This is a genomic window from Paenibacillus sp. Z6-24 (assembly GCF_054161335.1).
On sequence record NZ_CP096398.1, the window covers coordinates 4,930,123 to 4,947,500 of the forward strand.

Here is a 17,378-nt window from a genome sequence, read left to right on the forward strand (position 1 = left end):
TCCGATTGCAGTGAAGTGTCGGTCAACGGATCTCCACTCCTTCAGCCTTCAATTCCGTTTTGAGTGCAGGAATCGAGATTTCTTTGTAATGGAAAATGGTCGCAGCCAGACCTGCATCAGCATTAGCTTGGCTGAATACATCGCAGAAATGTTCCGGCAGCCCGGCTCCCCCGGAGGCGATGACCGGGATATTGATCGCCTCACATACCGCTTTGGTGAGCGGCAGATCAAAGCCATCCTTGGTTCCGTCCGCATCCATACTGGTGAGCAGTATTTCCCCCGCCCCGCGCTGTTCGGCTTCTCGTACCCATTCCAATGCCTTGATGCCGGTCGGTTTGCGGCCGCCATGTGTGTATACTTCCCACTCGTTCCATTCCGGATTGAACTTGGCATCCACTGCCACGACGATACACTGAGCACCAAATCGCTGTGACCCTTCATTGATCAGCTGTGGATTCAGCACTGCCGCCGTGTTGATGCCGATCTTGTCCGCTCCGGCACGCAGAATTTTTTTCATATCTTCTACCGAAGAGATGCCGCCGCCGACGGTAAAAGGAATCGAGATCTCCCCAGCGGTCCGGCTTACCACATCCACCATGGTCTCTCTACCCTCTACCGAAGCCGAGATATCCAGAAAGACCAGTTCATCCGCGCCCTCACGGTCATACAGCGCCGCCAGCTCTACCGGATCACCGGCATCACGCAGATTCACAAAATTCACGCCTTTGACGACCCGTCCTTCTTTGACATCCAGACACGGAATAATACGCTTTGCGAGCATAAGTTGTCCTCCTTTTACCGGATCGTCTGCAGTGCCTGCTTCAGATCAATTTTGCCTGTATAAATCGCTTTACCCACAATCGCACCGCTGATTCCCTGTTCACGCCGCTCCGCCAGCTTCACCAGATCATCCAGCACAGTTACACCGCCGGAAGCGATAACCTGCTTGCCCGAAGCCTGCGCAATCGCAGCGATTGCTTCAATATTCGGCCCCTGCATCATGCCGTCACGGGAGATATCAGTGAAAATAAACGTCTCTGCCCCTTTGGCCGCCAGCTCACGAGCCAGTTCATCTGCCTTGACTTCGGACGTCTCCAGCCAGCCGCGGGTTGCCACATAGCCATTACGGGCATCAATGCCGATCGCTACCTGACTGCCATAGGTCGCCAATACGGACTCTGTAAATTCCCGGTCTTCTATGGCCGCTGTCCCGATAATGACGCGGCTGACACCGAGTCCAAGCAGTGTTTTTACATCTTCCAGCGTGCGCAGTCCGCCGCCAATCTGTACCGGTACGTCCACCAGACGGGCAATCCGGCCAATCAGTTCGTGATTGACCGGATGACCGGCTTTGGCACCGTCCAGATCGACCAGATGCACATAACCCGCTCCCTGAGCAGCAAAGTCTGCCGCTACTGCAGCCGGATCTTCATTGTATACCGTTTCCTGATTATAATCGCCCTGGATCAGCCGTACACAGCGGCCGCCCCGGATATCGATAGCCGGATAAATTGTAAAAGAAGACAACTTGGTTCCCCCTCGGTCGATAAAATAAGTGAAGCTATTTAATAATGAAAGAAATTATTTGCTCTCTGTACGATGGATGCCAGTATCCTCCGGAATGACCAGCCGCTCACCGGTCGACAGGGCGAGGAAGTTGCGCAGCAGCAGCCTGCCGAGCTCGCCGCTCTTTTCCGGGTGGAACTGCATGCCATATACATTATCCCGGCCCACAATCGCGGTCACCGGCTGTCCATAATCCGTTACGGCAATCAGATCCTCCGGACGTTCCGGCTGCACATGATACGAATGGACAAAGTATACATGTCCTTCATACAGATCACGTACCAGCGGGTTCTGCGGACGCCGATACTCCAGCTTGTTCCAGCCCATATGCGGAATCTTGTAGTCGCCCTCTTCGAAACGCACCACCCGGCCCGGTAAAATATCCAGACCCTGGTGTACCCCATACTCTTCCCCTTCACTGAACAACAGCTGCATGCCGAGACAGATGCCCAGCAGCGGCTTGCCACTGGCAGCAACCTCCTGCACAATATGATCCATTCCACCTTCACGGATATGATTCATCGCATCGCCAAATGCACCCACGCCAGGCAGTATCACTCCCTCGGCTGCAAAGATCTCATCCTTATCGCCTGTGATGACATATTCATAGCCGAGACGCTCGATCGCCTTGCTGACGCTGTGCAGATTGCCGATGCCGTAATCTACAATCGCAATCGCCATCGATTACAGCACTCCCTTCGTCGAAGGTACTCCTGTGACACGCGGATCAATCGTAGTCGCTTCATCGATCGCACGTCCGAGCGCCTTAAACACCGCTTCGATCATATGATGCGTATTTTGCCCGTAATGCACAATTACATGCAGGGTGATGCGCGCTTCCAGTGCCAATTTCCACAGGAATTCATGCACCAGCTCCACCTGGAAGCTGCCCACCTGCGCAGAAGGATACTCGGCACGGTATTCAAAATGCGGACGGTTGCTCACATCGATCACTACCTGCGCCAGCGCTTCATCCATCGGGATAAATACACTTGCATAGCGCTTGATGCCGCGTTTGTCTCCGAGCGCTTCACGCAGCGTCTGACCGAGACAGATTCCGATATCCTCGACTGTATGATGATCATCGATCTCGATATCGCCCTGCGCTTTGAGCTTCAGATCAAAATGCCCGTGCTTCGTAAACAGATCCAGCATATGATTCAGAAAAGGTACATCCGTCTCAATCTCAGCCTGTCCGGTTCCATCCACCTGAAAAGACAGCTGAATATTCGTCTCATTCGTTTTGCGGCTTACTTCAGCCTGGCGTACATTCTGGTTCTCTGTTGACATATAAATTCTCCCCCTGATCTCCTGCTATCTCACTGTGATGATATATCAAAACGGGCAGTAATCCTTTGCCCTAGCTGCCTTCCTGCTCCAACCGCACCTGAATCGCACGTGCATGCCCTTCCAGTCCTTCATGACGGGCCAGTTCCATAATGATATTGCCGTTCGCCAGCAGCGCTTCCTTGCTGTAATAGATCATGCTCGATTTTTTGATAAAGTCGTCCACATCGACCGGTGAAGAGAAGCGGGCCGTACCATTGGTTGGAATAATATGATTCGGTCCGGCAAAATAGTCACCTACCGGCTCGGAGCTGTAATTGCCGAGGAAAATCGCCCCTGCATTCTCGATCATGCCCAGCACATTCATCGGCTCATCCACCATGATTTCCAGATGCTCGGGTGCCAACCGGTTCACGACGCTGATGCCTTCCTGAATATCCCGTGTGACGATAATCGCACCGTAACTTTGGATCGATGCTGCTGCAATATCCCTGCGTGGCAGACTCTCCAGCTGCCGCTCTACTTCGGCGGCGACTGCATCGGCAATTTCCGGTGAAGACGTCACCAGAATGGCAGAAGCCATCTCGTCGTGTTCCGCCTGTGACAGCAGATCGGCCGCTACATAGACCGGATTCGCCAGATGATCGGCCAGAACGACGATCTCACTCGGACCGGCGATGCTGTCGATATCGACCACACCATACACTTCACGCTTGGCCAGTGCCACATAGATATTGCCGGGACCGCATATTTTATCGACCGGCTCGATACTGTCTGTTCCATACGCCAGCGCTGCAATCGCCTGAGCACCGCCAATACGGTAGATTTCCGTTACTCCTGCTTCAGCCGCCGTGACCAGAATATAAGGATCGATACCTTCCGTACCACCTGTTGCCGGCGGAGTCACCATGACGATCTCCGGTACTCCAGCGACCTGCGCGGGAATAACGTTCATCAGCACCGAGGAGGGGTAAGCTGCCTTGCCGCCCGGTACGTAGACACCCACTCTTTTCAAAGGGCGAATAATCTGACCGAGCAGACTGCCATCCGGCTGAAGGTCCATCCAGGAGTTGCGCTTCTGCTTCTGATGAAACTGGCGGATATTGTCCGCCGCCAATGTGATCGCTGTGATAAAAGAAGGCTCCACCAGCGCATATGCTGCCTGCAGCTCCTCCTCTGTCACTCGCAGCCGATCAGCTGTCAGCTCTACCCGGTCAAACCGAGCTGTGTATTCCAGCAGCGCCGCATCTCCCTCCTGCTTGATCCGCTGAACCACCTGCCGCACGGTAGCATTTTGCTCCGGCGAACCGTACTCCACTTCGCGCCGCAAATCAAAATCCTGTGCAGATACTATTCTCACGATTTTCTCCCCCTTGCTTCGTCCCTTGCTGTATTTGCAGATTCGCCTTGCAGCGGCTAATCCTCAGCTGCATCTTCTGCTATCCGCTCTCTTGCTATCCGATCTCCTGGGTTTCGCTTGCAGCCGGCGGCTGGATGACCTTTTGCAGCTGATCGCACAGCTGCTGGATCTCTTCGCTCTTCATCCGGTAACTGACCCGGTTAGCGATCAATCGGCTCGTAATGCCGAATAGTTCCTCCATCTCGACGAGTCCATTTTCCCGCAGTGTCTGTCCGGTCTCCACCATATCGACGATCCGATCAGCCAATCCGATCATGGGAGCCAGTTCAATCGATCCGTTCAGTTTGATCACTTCGACCTGCTGCCCGCGTTCGCGGAAATACTGGGAAGCGACATTCGGATACTTGGTCGCTACACGCTGCTGAATGCCAGGCTGCCAGTCGGGCAGAGCAATCACCGACATGCGGCAGCGCGCGATTCCCAGATCGAGCAGCTCGTATACGTCACGGTTCTCTTCCATCAGCACATCTTTGCCGACAATTCCGATATCCGCTACGCCATGCTCCACATAGATCGGCACATCGACAGGCTTAGCCAGGATGAACTCCATCCCCGCTTCCGGCAGTTCCACAATCAGCTTGCGGGAATCATCCACATCCGTCGGAATCGGAATTCCTGCCTGTCGGAACAGTTCGGCCGCTTTTTTGTAAATACGCCCTTTGGGCATTGCTACTTTTAGAATCTGACTCATCGGGTATGCATCTCCCTGTTATAGTTTGCTTTCCTGATCTGTCGTAGTACGAATCACAGCCTTACTTATCGTTAACAAAGTGAATGATCTCCTGGTAATCGGCCGGGGCAGCAGAAGCCTGCTCCACATCCGCAGCATATTCGGTAACGACCATTTTCCCCAGCTTCCGCAAATCGGCAGCATGGGCAAAAGCGTCACGGCGTCTGAAATCCTCATAAAGGATCAACACCGGTTTTTCCGGCTCAGGCAGCGGCAGCTGCACACCATCCAGAATACGGTTCGTTTTGAGTGCAAATCCGGTCGCCACAACATCACGCCCAAATTGAGCCAGCAGGTTATCATAGCGTCCCCCGCTGCAGATCGGTGAACCCAGCTCGGCCGCATATCCTTCAAACACCATACCCGTATAATAGGAGAAGTTACCGATCATCGTCAGATCGATCATAACGTATTCCGAGATATCATAGGCTTCCAGTACATCCCAAACCTGACACAGATGACGGATCGAAGCTTGCGCCTGTGGATTGCTGCTTATTTCCAGCGCCTGCCGGCAAATATCCTGCGCGCCCCGCAGCCGCAGGAGTCCTTCCAGCTCTGCACGCTGTTCGGCAGAGAGGCTGAATGCAGACAGCTGCTCCCGGAAGCCAACAAAATCACGATTCAGCAGCCGATCCTTGAGCGCTTCCTGTTCACGTGGCTGACCCGGCAGTGCTTCCTCCAACAGTCCACTCAGGAAGCCCACATGTCCAAGAGAAATTTTGAAATTCTGCACACCGGCTGCCTGCAGTGATGATATAGCCAGAGCGATCACCTCCGCATCGCCCTCCGGGGAATCCACCCCTACCAGCTCTGCTCCTGTCTGGAAAAACTCCGCTTCCCGTCCTGCCTCTTCTTCAATGGAGCGAAATACATTCGCATGATAAGCCAGTCGGATCGGCAGCGGCTCTTCCTTGAGCAGGGAACCCATGACCCGTGCGATCGGCGTCGTCATATCCGAGCGCAGCACCATGGTGGTACCACGGTTATTTAGCATTTTATATAATTTGCGGTCTGAGGTGGAGCTTGCCACCCCTACCGTGTCATAATATTCGAGCGTTGGTGTAATGATCTGGCGATAGCCCCACTGGGACATCGACTGGAGCACATTTTCCTCAATGTACCGCAGTTTGGACACGACATGCGGTAGATAATCACGCACACCTGTCGGTTTTTCGAATCCTTTTGGCTTGGACAAAACAGTCACCCCTGATCACACGATATTTTATCACATTAAAGTGGTACTTTGCTAATAAAGTAAAGGATATTTGATATATTACCATACCGTAACTGCACAGTCAATTGACTTTATGCCTCTGTATAATTGCCCGTTATGCTCCCTCATTATCGTTCAGAGGATCGTCTATTCCTGCATATTGTCCGCGATGATCCCTGTGTTTCTTTAACCTGATTCCTATTCAATTACCCAACAGGCAGCAGATCTCCTTTATTTCCCGGAAAATAATGCAAGGCAGCATGTCTGACCATCTCGCCTCGGGTACAGAGCATCATTCCCCACCTATGCCAAAAGGCCACCTGCATCACAGGTGACCTTTTGGGTTTATCAACAATTTGTAGTTCCTTTGCCCATCCATGGTGCTTGATAGCTCATGGCATTCCATGAATAAGGCAGTTATAACGTCGCAGCTTATTATGGACTGGTTCGCTGAACCGCATCCGTTTTGCGTGTACGCTTGGTATTATCGTTATCACTGCGTTTCTTTTTGGATAAAGAAGCCGGAACACTGCCCAGCAGCACCCATGAGAAAGGCACCCGTCTAAACATAATCTGTACAATAATTGACGAGACAATCAATGCAAAGATCAGGCCGCCATAGATCCAGCAGAAATACGTGATCGTACTCATCGAGAACCAATCCTGCGTTTCCCGGTAAAAGGCCAGCAAGAACGGATGAACGAGATAAACCGCAAACGAGATCTCGCCCAATCGGCGCAGAATCGCCAGCAGCCAGGCCGGTGCCCGGCGATGCAGGATAAAGGCACTATGGAACAATACGAGCGAAGACAGCATCGTATACACATTCCACATCAGCTCATACCAGAGCGAATCCAGCCATTCATTGGTGAGGCGGGCATCATACCAGATCTGCACATAGATCAGACCCGTAATCAGCCAGCTGGCCCATAATGCGATAGTGCTGAACTTCTGAATACCGCGCATCTCGCTCCATTTACTCATCACCCAGGCACGGAAAGGCTTGAAGTAAATCGCTACAAATGCCCCCATCAGATAGTAGGCAAAGTACGACAGCGCAATACTACCCTTGCTCGCATAATGCAGATCATACTTGTTCCACAGTACCCAGCCCCACTGAATCGCCAGCCCGATCGGCAGCGCCCAGCGTGCAATCCAGCGCTGACTTTTCAGCAGCGCCAGCATGAGCGGGAACAGAATATAGAACTGCACACTGATAAAGACAAAGTACAAATGTGTCCAGGCTGATCCATGGAAAATCGCATGAACGTAATCACTCATCAGCACACCTAGCGGTTCATCTAACCGATCATTATTATTCAGTTTATAAAGGAAGTACAGTGCTGAAATCAGAATATACGGCAGCAGAATATACAGCATTCTTTTTTTATAAAAGCTGCTGATCAGCTTGCCGGTGAGCGGACGATCATAGTAGTTATAGAACAGCACAAAACTGCTCAGAAAAATAAACGACGGCGTACCGTATTTGAAGAAAAGGTTCAAAAAGTTAAATACATAATACAGCGAGGTGTTGACAGCCTCGATCGTCGCGTTGGACGTGGAGTGCACATGCAGCACACCGATAATGGCAATAGCCCGAAAGAAATCAAGCTGTGGCAGCCGCTCTTTCTTAATTGGATTCAATGTTAAAGCATCTCCTTACAATTGGAATGGTACAACCGGATAGGCTGCTCTATCGTTCCCGGGCTTGTCCATTGTACCCTCAGAGCTACCGTACCTGTACCATATCATTCTGACCTTTTAGAGCGTGGCTGCCTGTTACCCGGCAGATAATGAGCCAGCATTCGTGAATACTCTGAACGTTGACCCGGTTCCTTTTCCGGATAAACATAGCTGCCTTACTCCTTTTCCTGATCACTCTCTGAGAATATTACCGTATCAGCAATATCCATCGTTTCCGGATTTTGGCGTGAAAGTACACGCAAAGGATTGCCGCCGACAAAAGTGCCGGCAGCCACATCTTTATGTACGACTGAACCTGCCGCCACAATCGCTCCATCTCCAATCGTGACTCCCGGCAGAATCGTACTATTGGCCCCGATCATGACTTCGTTACCAATCACCACATCACCCAGACGGTATTCACGAATCAGATATTCATGGGCAAGAATGGTTGTATTATAGCCAATAACCGTATTTTTGCCGATCTTGATACGTTCCGGGAAAAATACATCCACCATGACCATTAATCCAAAAGCCGTATCCTTCCCCACTTCCATCCGGAGCAGGTGGCGATAGATCCAGTTTTTCAGTTCCAGGATCGGGCAGTATCTCGATATCTGTATAAACACAAAATTGCGAACCCCTTTCCAGGGGCTCACTGTTTTATAAATCTGACGCAGCGCATTCCGGTTGCCTTCAACGGGATAACGCTCCACCTTTCTCATCGGTCTACCGTATCCCCGAGTACCAGCTCATACAGATCACTCATCGTATGTAGAATGTAGGTCGGATGATATTTGGATAATGCCTCTTCCCCTTTGAGCGACCAGGCTACAGCTGCCGAGCGGACGCCTGCTGCCGCTGCAGATTGCAGATCGGCCGGACTATCACCTACCATTAATGTACGCTCAGGCGATGATCCCAGTGCCTCCAGCGCTCTTTGAATCGGCTGGGCATTAGGCTTCGGATGCTCTACGTCATCCAGTGTAATAATGACATCCATATACTGGGCGAGCTGGAACAACTCCAGCACACGGGTAGTGGTAGCACGGATTTTGGTAGTGACCACTCCCAGCTTCAGGCCTTCTGCCTTGAGACGCTCCAGCACTTCATTCACTTCTGGAAAAGGAGCGACCATTTCATCATGATGCAGTGAGCTGTACTCCCGATAAGCCGCCACCAGCGCAGTTACATCCTCCAGACCGGAGAATGTACGAAGCTGCTGTTCCAGCGTAAGTCCCATATGGGGGATGATTTGCTCCCGGGTAAGCGCAGCCGAAGGATGCTGGCTCATAATATGCAGAAATGAAGAGATAATCAGCTCATTCGTATTTACAATCGTGCCATCCAGATCAAATAATATCGTATCCATCATTTATAATTACTCCTTACGTTCAGGCTGTACCTTTTCATGCCCGGCAGAATCTGTCTTTTTGCTGGTGTCCGCTGCAGAAGCAGCTGTATTATCCGTATGATGACCTTCAGGTACAGGATCATGATGGGCCCCTTTGGTCGATACGATCGGATCGCTGTAATGCGCCTTCGACCATCCCAGTCGGCGGCGGACAATAATAATGACAATCGCCGCTACGATCAGCACGAGAGACAAGAGCTGGGAGACCCGAATATTGCCGTAGCCCGGCTCAATCGCACCCTGTTCAAATCCAAACCAGGTCATCGGGGTCCATAGGCTGTTGACGAATGATACCAACCAGACTGGACCGTCAAAGGTAAGACTGTCCGTACGTAGCGCCTCGATAAAGAACCGACCGATTCCGTACCAGATAAAGTAATACATGAAAATCTCACCGGCGCGTACAAAGTGACGGCGGCGCAGAACAAAGATCAGCAGAATGCCGACCAGGTTCCATAACGATTCATACAGGAACGTCGGATGATGGAATACACCATTTACATTCATCTGATTCACGATATAGTCAGGCAAATGCAGATTGTTGCGCAGGAAAGACTCATCGACAGGTCCGCCGTAAGCTTCCTGATTCACAAAGTTCCCCCAGCGTCCGATCAGCTGGCCTGCCAGCAGTCCCGGTGCGCAAATATCAGCAATCCGCCAGAAATTGTAGCCTTTATAGCGTGTATAGATCACACCGCAGATGATCGCTCCGATCAGTGCGCCATAGATCGCAATCCCGCCATTCCAGATTTTGAATACATCCACAAAGTTGTCTTTGTAATCCGGCCAGCGAAAAGCAACATAATAGATCCGTGCGGCGATAATCGCGGACGGTACACCGAATAATACCAGATCCATGAAAAATTCCTGTGGAATCCCGAACCGGTTGCCCTCCCGCAGAGCCAGTACCAGACCCACCAGTGCACCCAGGCCCAGAATGAGCCCGTACCAGTGCACCTCCAGTGGCCCGATCGCAAAAGCGACCGGATTAATTAACGATGTCCCCATTGCATACCCTCTCCTTAATCCAGTTCGTCGAGATCTTCGGCGATCGTCTCGGTCAATTTATGCGTGAATTGGAGAGCTGCATTGTACCCCATACGCTTCAGGCGGAAGTTCATGGCCGCCACTTCGATAATAACAGCCAGGTTACGACCAGGACGTACAGGGATGGTCACGAGCGGTACATCGGTATCAATGATCTGGGTGGTTTCTTCATCCAGTCCGATCCGGTCATACTGCTTGTCCTGCTGCCAGGCTTCCAGACGAACGACCAGCGTAATACGCTTGTTGTTGCGGATAGCGCCTGCGCCGAACAGGGTCATCACGTTGATAATACCGACTCCGCGAATCTCCAGCAGATGGCGGATCAGCTCTGGTGCTGTGCCATGCAGCTGGTTGTCCGAAGTCTGACGGATCTCTACCGCATCATCCGCGATCAGACGGTGTCCACGTTTTACGAGCTCCAGCGCCGTTTCACTCTTACCGATACCGCTGCTTCCGGTGATCAGCATACCTACACCGTATATATCCACCAGTACACCGTGGATGGTGGCGGTAGGTGCGAGCTTTTTCTCCAGGAAGTTGGTGATACGGCTGTGCAGGATCGTGGTGGACAGATTGCTGCGCAGTACAGGCAGGTCATGTGCATCACTGGCTTCTACCAGTTCCTCCGGTACTTCCAGACCGCGTGTGACAATAATGCATGGCGTAGCTTCATCACACAGCTTGCCCATACGCTCGGCTTTTTCTTCATGTGTGAGCATTTTAAAGAAAGCGAGTTCTGTTCTTCCCAGAATCTGTACACGTTCTGTAGGATAGTATTCAAAATATCCTGCCATTTCCAAACCGGGCCGGTTCAGATCATCTACGATAATGTTTCGTTTTAAGCCCTGTCCCCCGGATACAACCTCAAGCTGGAACATCTGCACTAATTCCGAAACCTTCACATGTTTAGCCATTCTGTTCTTCCTTTCCCTGAGTAGATCACTTGTCTCGTATTTGATTATGAACACAAATCGCAGTACATATTATTCCCAATGTACCAATGGTAATTGAAAACGATAATGAAATCAATTGTAACCGCAGATTCCCGGCTTATTGTGGACCATAAATCATAACTCCAAATCAAGCCCCACTCCCGGCAGACAGAATATGCAACATTCTTACTTTTCACTTTTCACTTCGGAGTAAGTGCAGCTTTTAATTATGAATAGTCTATGATGAAATTGAGTTTTTGATTTATTTCATCAAATTTTTGCTAAATACTCGTATGTATATAGCAAAACAAACAGGTATGAATTTTCTGCCTGCTCTCTACTCATTACTCATTTCGTAATTTTCTTTCTCTTCTATGATCCTCTTTCTTCTTTCTTCTTTCTTCTTTCTTCTTTATCCAATTTTAACTTCAGCTTCTGGCTTTACTTTTACTTCTACTTCTACTTCTACTTCTACTTCTACTTCTACTTCTACTTCTACTTCTACTTCTACTTCTACTTCTTAATATTCTACCTCTGCTCCTGCTTTCAGCAAATCAAAAAGCCTACCGCACCTTTATACAACAGGTATGATAGGCTTTTATATTATTCACCATCAGCGTACAGCCAACAAGTGAATTCATTATTTACAAAAATCAAATTATTTACCGTGCAGAATTACACAGTTGCCGGCTCTGCATAGAACAGGTTATCTTCGGATTGTGGATCGAAGATGTGTGCTTTGTTCATATCAATAGCCATTTTTACAGTTGCGTTATCACGTGTAGTGGAACGTCCGTCTACACGAGCGATAACCGTATCGGAGCTGATTCCGCCCAGGTACAACAGCGTTTCGTGACCCAGATTCTCGGATACGTCTACTTTGGCAGTAAACACGGTATTCGGAGAAGCTTCCAGGAATACCAGTTCCTCATGGATATCTTCTGGACGAACACCCAGAATAACTTCCTTGCCTGCAACATAACCTTGCTCTCTCAGTACCTGTGCTTTACCACCTGGTACAGCCAGTTCCAGACCGGATGCAGAGAACGTTGTGTTTCCGTCTTTTTCAGACAGTGTACCACGGATAAAGTTCATTGTAGGGGATCCGATAAATCCGGCTACGAACATATTACGTGGGTGGTTGTACAGTTCATCCGGAGAAGCAGCCTGCTGAATGATACCCTCTTTCATAACTACGATACGATCGCCCATTGTCATAGCTTCGATCTGATCATGCGTTACATAGATAACAGTCGTTTGCAGACGTTTTGCCAGTTTAGTGATTTCAGCACGCATCTGACCACGCAGCTTGGCATCCAGGTTAGACAGCGGCTCATCCATCAGGAAGACTTGTGGATCACGGACAATCGCACGTCCCAGAGCGACACGCTGACGCTGACCACCGGAGAGTGCTTTTGGCTTACGCTCCAGCAAATGCTCGATATCGAGGATTCTTGCTGCCTCGCGAACACGCTTGTCGATTTCGTCTTTTTTCACTTTACGCAGTTTCAGACCAAATGCCATATTGGAGTATACATCCATATGAGGGTACAAGGCGTAAGACTGGAATACCATCGCGATATCGCGGTCTTTTGGAGCTACATCGTTAACCACGCGGTCGCCAATGTACAGTTTACCTTCGGAGATTTCTTCCAGACCTGCGATCATACGCAGTGTTGTGGATTTACCACAACCGGAAGGACCAACCAGTACCAAAAACTCTTTATCTTTAATATCCAGATTAACGTCAACTACTGTAGCTTTATCGGAACCCGGGTATTTTTTGAAAATATGCTCTAAACGTACGCCTGCCATAATAAAAAACCTCCCTGAATATAAATGTAATGTTTTTCAAATTCTGGCTCATAAGGACGTTAACTATACTATCCCATGAACAATCACGAAGCTTTTCATTATCAACCTTTCAATCCCTAGAGAAGAAAGATAACCTCTCTCGACTGTAAACGCTTACCAAATTTGTTCTATAGACATTTTTATAAGAAAGATCAGTAAGCAATCCGCTCACTGTTATCCTCTAAAATACCTGTCATAGAGCAGATCGGCACCCTGTTCCTTTGCAGTATGTAAACAGTATCATGCAGCAGAAAGGGATGGAGCGAAAACAGAACAAACTATCGAGAGCGAATCATCGAACCGGCAGAATGACCATCCGTTTAAACGAATGTTTGTAACCGGTTTCTTTATCTGTTTCTATCTTACTCCAATCCGCTCTTCCACTCCATCCACAAACTGTACAAAAAATATTCTAACTTTTTGTCACTTTATACAAAAGCAGCGTCAGCCGCATCAATACAGCATCTTCAAACCGCCGTACATCCAGCTGAGTCTCCTGCTTAATCTTGTCCAACCGGTATAAAAGAGTATTGCGGTGAATATAGAGCTGCTTGGCCGTCTCGCTGACATTGCAATCCATTTTGAAAAAGGTCTCCAGTGTCGTCACCGTCTCTTCATCCCCGAACAGATGGGAATGATCTTCCGCCGATTTCACAAACCGCTGTCTTTCCTCAACCGGTATCCGATATAACAGACTCTCCAGACGCAGCTCCCAGGGAAGATGGATATGATCGGATACGTGAAATAATTTGCCCAGATGAATAGTCTCTCTTAAGTGTGCCACCGTCTGTACCAGCATATCCGCCGGCATAAGCGGCCGAGCTACACTAATGTGAAAGACACCCACCCATTCACTCGCTATCAATTCATGTAGCCCCAGAGCAAAAGCCGTCAGCACATCTTCTTCCGTATCTTCCTGTTCACTGTATATATCCCGTGCCGAGTTCACAGGCAGATCTGCCTGATCTTCGTCTTCAATCAAATTATAATTTGCCAGAATGAGCCATTCGCCGTCCTGCAGCGGAATTAATAGCACTTCTCTGTCAAAGTAACTGGACAGCAACTTCTCCAGATCTTTCAGCTGCAAATGGCCTGTCTGCAGACTATCCACGACCAGCAAAAAAGGAATCATCGAGATATTGAGCCTCTGCCGAAGTACATAATCATCCGGTATAGCTTCTGCCGGATTGCGGCTGCTCAATTGACGAAGAATCCATTGTCCCAATTCCCGTGCAGCCTGCTCCGACTGATCTATAGTAGTGCCTGCCTGTTCCATCTGCAATCCGGCAGCAGAAGGCAGAAGTAGCTTCAGCAGTTGATATACCTGTCTAAACCGTTCGTCTTCTTTATAAGAGACCGCCCCTCTAGAATCAGTGAGAACTTCATTATAACCAGAAGAACCAGCTGTGTAAGCAGAAGCTCTAGCCTTGTCATAAGCCGCCTCATCCTGTACTCGTCTTCTGCCCCCACCTGTCTCTGTCTCTGTCTCTGTCTCTGTCTCTGTCTCTGTCTCTGTCTCTGTCTCTGTCTCCAAAGATGATATGGGCTCGGGGAACTCATGGGCAAATAAAATCTCCCAGATCGTAACTTCCTTCTCACTGCTGGCTACAGGGATAAGAAAAGAGTATGACGGTTCCCCATTCCAGCTGTACTTATCTGCTGAAGCCTTGGTAGCTTCTCTAATTTTGGTATTAAGCTTATTCTCTTGATTTTTTTTATCTCCTCTATAATCTTTATACTGTAGATTCTCTTTATGTTTATGATGCATTTCATTTTTTGTATATTCTGCATTCTGCTGGTTTGATCTTTTTGTGCTATTCTCTGTATATTTTTGACTCTCATTCTTTTCCCATTCCTCTATCGTCCATTGATGCTCTATAATCGAACAACCGATAATATGCTCAATTTGCTGCTTTAGATTAGTCAAATTCATAGTTATATTCCTTCTCCATTCTTCTCTTACGATTCATTTCGTAACGATATAAGGATATAGAACACTTTTTTAGAGATCATATCATTCAACATCTTTATTTTATCTTATTTCACAAGCAATGTATAAATATAGCGCGAGCAAGAAATTAAAAAGGTACAAAAAAAGCACCCTGCTTTTCAGCAAGATGCTTTTATATGATGAGCCATGAAGGACTCGAACCTTCGACACCCTGATTAAAAGTCAGGTGCTCTACCAACTGAGCTAATGGCTCATAATAAAACTGGTGGAGGCTGATGGATTCGAACCACCGAACTCGGAGAGAACAGATTTACAGTCTGCTGCGTTTGGCCACTTCGCTAAGCCTCCACAAATAAAGGTGGCTCGGGACGGAATCGAACCGCCGACACGAGGATTTTCAGTCCTCTGCTCTACCGACTGAGCTACCGAGCCATATTACTATTTAATTAAAATGGCGGAACCGACGGGATTTGAACCCGCGATCTCCTGCGTGACAGGCAGGCATGTTAACCCCTACACCACGGTTCCAGGGTTAAAAAATGGTGCCGGCGAGAGGATTCGAACCCCCGACCTACTGATTACAAGTCAGTTGCTCTACCAACTGAGCTACACCGGCACATAATGGTGGAGACTGAGGGGATCGAACCCCCGACCCTCTGCTTGTAAGGCAGATGCTCTCCCAGCTGAGCTAAGTCTCCAGGTATGTATGGTAGCGGCGGAGGGGATCGAACCCCCGACCTCACGGGTATGAACCGTACGCTCTAGCCAGCTGAGCTACACCGCCATATTAAAAGTAATTACATGTTACTTCATTACTATATCATACCTAGTAAGTTCTAGTGGCGGAGAGAGAGGGATTCGAACCCTCGCACCGCTGACGCAGTCTAACCCCTTAGCAGAGGGTCCCCTTATAGCCACTTGGGTATCTCTCCAAAAAGAAACATTACTATAGTTGCTCCCTGAAAACTGAATCCGAAACGAAACCTCGCTGTTTTAGAAGCTTTTTGGATAAGCCCTCGACCGATTAGTATTGGTCAGCTCCATGCATTGCTGCACTTCCACCCCCAACCTATCTACCTCGTCGTCTTCAAGGGGTCTTACTAATTGGGAAATCTCATCTTGAGGGGGGCTTCACGCTTAGATGCTTTCAGCGCTTATCCCTTCCGCACGTAGCTACCCAGCGATGCTCCTGGCGGAACAACTGGTACACCAGCGGTGCGTCCATCCCGGTCCTCTCGTACTAAGGACAGCTCCTCTCAAATTTCCTACGCCCACGACAGATAGGGACCGAACTGTCTCACGACGTTCTGAACCCAGCTCGCGTACCGCTTTAATGGGCGAACAGCCCAACCCTTGGGACCTACTTCAGCCCCAGGATGCGATGAGCCGACATCGAGGTGCCAAACCTCCCCGTCGATGTGGACTCTTGGGGGAGATAAGCCTGTTATCCCCAGGGTAGCTTTTATCCGTTGAGCGATGGCCCTTCCATGCGGTACCACCGGATCACTAAGCCCGACTTTCGTCCCTGCTCGACTTGTAGGTCTCGCAGTCAAGCTCCCTTATGCCTTTACACTCTTCGAATGATTTCCAACCATTCTGAGGGAACCTTAGGGCGCCTCCGTTACATTTTAGGAGGCGACCGCCCCAGTCAAACTGCCCACCTGACACGGTCCCTGTACCGGATTACGGTACCAGGTTAGAACTCAGATGCGATCAGGGTGGTATCCCAACGGCGCCTCCAAGGAAGCTTGCGCTCCCTCTTCGTAGGCTCCCACCTATCCTGTACAAATCGCACCCCAGTTCAATATCAAGCTGCAGTAAAGCTCCATGGGGTCTTTCCGTCTTGTCGCGGGTAACCTGCATCTTCACAGGTATTAAAATTTCACCGGATCTCTCGTTGAGACAGCGCCCAAATCGTTACGCCATTCGTGCGGGTCAGAATTTACCTGACAAGGAATTTCGCTACCTTAGGACCGTTATAGTTACGGCCGCCGTTTACTGGGGCTTCGGTTCATAGCTTCGCTTGCGCTAACCACTCCCCTTAACCTTCCAGCACCGGGCAGGCGTCAGCCCGTATACTTCGCCTTGCGGCTTCGCACAGACCTGTGTTTTTGCTAAACAGTCGCTTGGGCCTTTTCACTGCGGCCCCCTCGTGCTATTCACACTACCGGGGCACCCCTTCTCCCGAAGTTACGGGGTCATTTTGCCGAGTTCCTTAACGAGAGTTCTTCCGCGCGCCTTAGAATTCTCTTCTCGCCCACCTGTGTCGGTTTGCGGTACG

14 protein-coding genes, 8 tRNA genes and 1 rRNA gene (1 of these 23 running past the window's edge) are annotated in these 17,378 nt (G+C 49.6%); all 23 read right to left on the reverse strand.

Annotated features, from left to right (window positions below; all coding sequences use genetic code 11):
• Window positions 1-22: 22 nt before the first annotated feature.
• On the reverse strand, window positions 23-781 hold the full coding sequence (hisF, locus tag M1D61_RS21305) for an imidazole glycerol phosphate synthase subunit HisF (protein ID WP_458120527.1): 759 nt from the start codon (window positions 779-781) through the stop codon (window positions 23-25).
• A 14-nt stretch (window positions 782-795) separates the two neighbouring features.
• Entirely contained in the window at window positions 796-1,527 is a 732-nt protein-coding gene (hisA, locus tag M1D61_RS21310; protein WP_046216279.1) for a 1-(5-phosphoribosyl)-5-[(5-phosphoribosylamino)methylideneamino]imidazole-4-carboxamide isomerase, read from the reverse strand.
• A 54-nt stretch (window positions 1,528-1,581) separates the two neighbouring features.
• Entirely contained in the window at window positions 1,582-2,247 is a 666-nt protein-coding gene (gene hisH, locus M1D61_RS21315) for an imidazole glycerol phosphate synthase subunit HisH (RefSeq protein ID WP_458120528.1), read from the reverse strand.
• A gap of 3 nt (window positions 2,248-2,250) precedes the next feature.
• Window positions 2,251-2,856, reverse strand: coding sequence for an imidazoleglycerol-phosphate dehydratase HisB (gene hisB, locus M1D61_RS21320; RefSeq protein ID WP_046216281.1), 606 nt, complete (start codon window positions 2,854-2,856; stop codon window positions 2,251-2,253).
• 70 nt (window positions 2,857-2,926) lie between these two features.
• A complete protein-coding gene (hisD, locus tag M1D61_RS21325; protein WP_458120529.1) occupies window positions 2,927-4,213 on the reverse strand; it encodes a histidinol dehydrogenase in 1,287 nt (428 codons plus the stop codon).
• A gap of 94 nt (window positions 4,214-4,307) precedes the next feature.
• Window positions 4,308-4,964, reverse strand: a complete 657-nt coding sequence (hisG, locus tag M1D61_RS21330) for an ATP phosphoribosyltransferase (RefSeq protein WP_046216283.1) — start codon at window positions 4,962-4,964, stop codon at window positions 4,308-4,310.
• 61 nt (window positions 4,965-5,025) lie between these two features.
• A complete protein-coding gene (locus M1D61_RS21335; protein ID WP_458120530.1) occupies window positions 5,026-6,198 on the reverse strand; it encodes an ATP phosphoribosyltransferase regulatory subunit in 1,173 nt (390 codons plus the stop codon).
• Window positions 6,199-6,651: 453 nt separating this feature from the next.
• Complete coding sequence (locus M1D61_RS21340) at window positions 6,652-7,860, reverse strand: acyltransferase (protein ID WP_458120531.1); 1,209 nt, start codon at window positions 7,858-7,860, stop codon at window positions 6,652-6,654.
• Between the two features lie 215 nt (window positions 7,861-8,075).
• Window positions 8,076-8,624 carry an acyltransferase gene (locus M1D61_RS21345; protein ID WP_458120532.1) on the reverse strand — a complete coding sequence of 183 codons (549 nt, stop codon included), beginning with the start codon at window positions 8,622-8,624 and terminating at the stop codon, window positions 8,076-8,078.
• Complete coding sequence (gene ppaX, locus M1D61_RS21350; RefSeq protein ID WP_458120533.1) at window positions 8,621-9,274, reverse strand: pyrophosphatase PpaX; 654 nt, start codon at window positions 9,272-9,274, stop codon at window positions 8,621-8,623. Before ppaX ends, M1D61_RS21345 begins: the two co-directional genes overlap by 4 nt.
• 6 nt (window positions 9,275-9,280) lie before the next feature.
• Entirely contained in the window at window positions 9,281-10,321 is a 1,041-nt protein-coding gene (gene lgt / locus M1D61_RS21355) for a prolipoprotein diacylglyceryl transferase (RefSeq protein ID WP_458120534.1), read from the reverse strand.
• A gap of 14 nt (window positions 10,322-10,335) precedes the next feature.
• Window positions 10,336-11,274, reverse strand: a complete 939-nt coding sequence (hprK, locus tag M1D61_RS21360; RefSeq protein ID WP_046216290.1) for an HPr(Ser) kinase/phosphatase — start codon at window positions 11,272-11,274, stop codon at window positions 10,336-10,338.
• 693 nt (window positions 11,275-11,967) lie between these two features.
• Window positions 11,968-13,107 (reverse strand): ABC transporter ATP-binding protein, encoded by a 1,140-nt coding sequence (locus M1D61_RS21365; RefSeq protein WP_458120535.1) that lies wholly within the window; start codon window positions 13,105-13,107, stop codon window positions 11,968-11,970.
• Between the two features lie 451 nt (window positions 13,108-13,558).
• Complete coding sequence (locus M1D61_RS21370) at window positions 13,559-14,680, reverse strand: PucR family transcriptional regulator (protein WP_458120536.1); 1,122 nt, start codon at window positions 14,678-14,680, stop codon at window positions 13,559-13,561.
• 597 nt (window positions 14,681-15,277) lie between these two features.
• Window positions 15,278-15,350: transfer RNA gene (locus tag M1D61_RS21375), tRNA-Lys, on the reverse strand.
• Between the two features lie 10 nt (window positions 15,351-15,360).
• A tRNA-Tyr gene (locus tag M1D61_RS21380) sits at window positions 15,361-15,445 on the reverse strand.
• An 11-nt stretch (window positions 15,446-15,456) separates the two neighbouring features.
• Window positions 15,457-15,529 (reverse strand) — tRNA-Phe (locus tag M1D61_RS21385).
• A gap of 20 nt (window positions 15,530-15,549) precedes the next feature.
• Window positions 15,550-15,625, reverse strand: a tRNA-Asp gene (locus M1D61_RS21390).
• A gap of 12 nt (window positions 15,626-15,637) precedes the next feature.
• Window positions 15,638-15,713: transfer RNA gene (locus M1D61_RS21395), tRNA-Thr, on the reverse strand.
• Between the two features lie 6 nt (window positions 15,714-15,719).
• Window positions 15,720-15,795 (reverse strand) — tRNA-Val (locus M1D61_RS21400).
• 9 nt (window positions 15,796-15,804) lie between these two features.
• Window positions 15,805-15,881: transfer RNA gene (locus tag M1D61_RS21405), tRNA-Met, on the reverse strand.
• A 56-nt stretch (window positions 15,882-15,937) separates the two neighbouring features.
• Window positions 15,938-16,029, reverse strand: a tRNA-Ser gene (locus M1D61_RS21410).
• A 72-nt stretch (window positions 16,030-16,101) separates the two neighbouring features.
• Window positions 16,102-17,378: ribosomal RNA gene (locus M1D61_RS21415) — 23S ribosomal RNA — on the reverse strand; it runs 1,646 nt beyond the window's last position.

Excerpts from the sequence above, each read along its gene's own strand:
- hisF (WP_458120527.1), bottom strand. The coding sequence starts at position 781 with ATGCTCGCAAAGCGTATTATTCCGTGTCTGGATGTCAAAGAAGGACGG.
- lgt (WP_458120534.1), bottom strand. The coding sequence starts at position 10,321 with ATGGGGACATCGTTAATTAATCCGGTCGCTTTTGCGATCGGGCCACTG.
- hprK (WP_046216290.1), bottom strand. The coding sequence starts at position 11,274 with ATGGCTAAACATGTGAAGGTTTCGGAATTAGTGCAGATGTTCCAGCTT.
- hisB (WP_046216281.1), bottom strand. The coding sequence starts at position 2,856 with ATGTCAACAGAGAACCAGAATGTACGCCAGGCTGAAGTAAGCCGCAAA.
- hisH (WP_458120528.1), bottom strand. The coding sequence starts at position 2,247 with ATGGCGATTGCGATTGTAGATTACGGCATCGGCAATCTGCACAGCGTC.
- M1D61_RS21365 (WP_458120535.1), bottom strand. The coding sequence starts at position 13,107 with ATGGCAGGCGTACGTTTAGAGCATATTTTCAAAAAATACCCGGGTTCC.
- M1D61_RS21345 (WP_458120532.1), bottom strand. The coding sequence starts at position 8,624 with ATGAGAAAGGTGGAGCGTTATCCCGTTGAAGGCAACCGGAATGCGCTG.
- ppaX (WP_458120533.1), bottom strand. The coding sequence starts at position 9,274 with ATGATGGATACGATATTATTTGATCTGGATGGCACGATTGTAAATACG.
- hisG (WP_046216283.1), bottom strand. The coding sequence starts at position 4,964 with ATGAGTCAGATTCTAAAAGTAGCAATGCCCAAAGGGCGTATTTACAAA.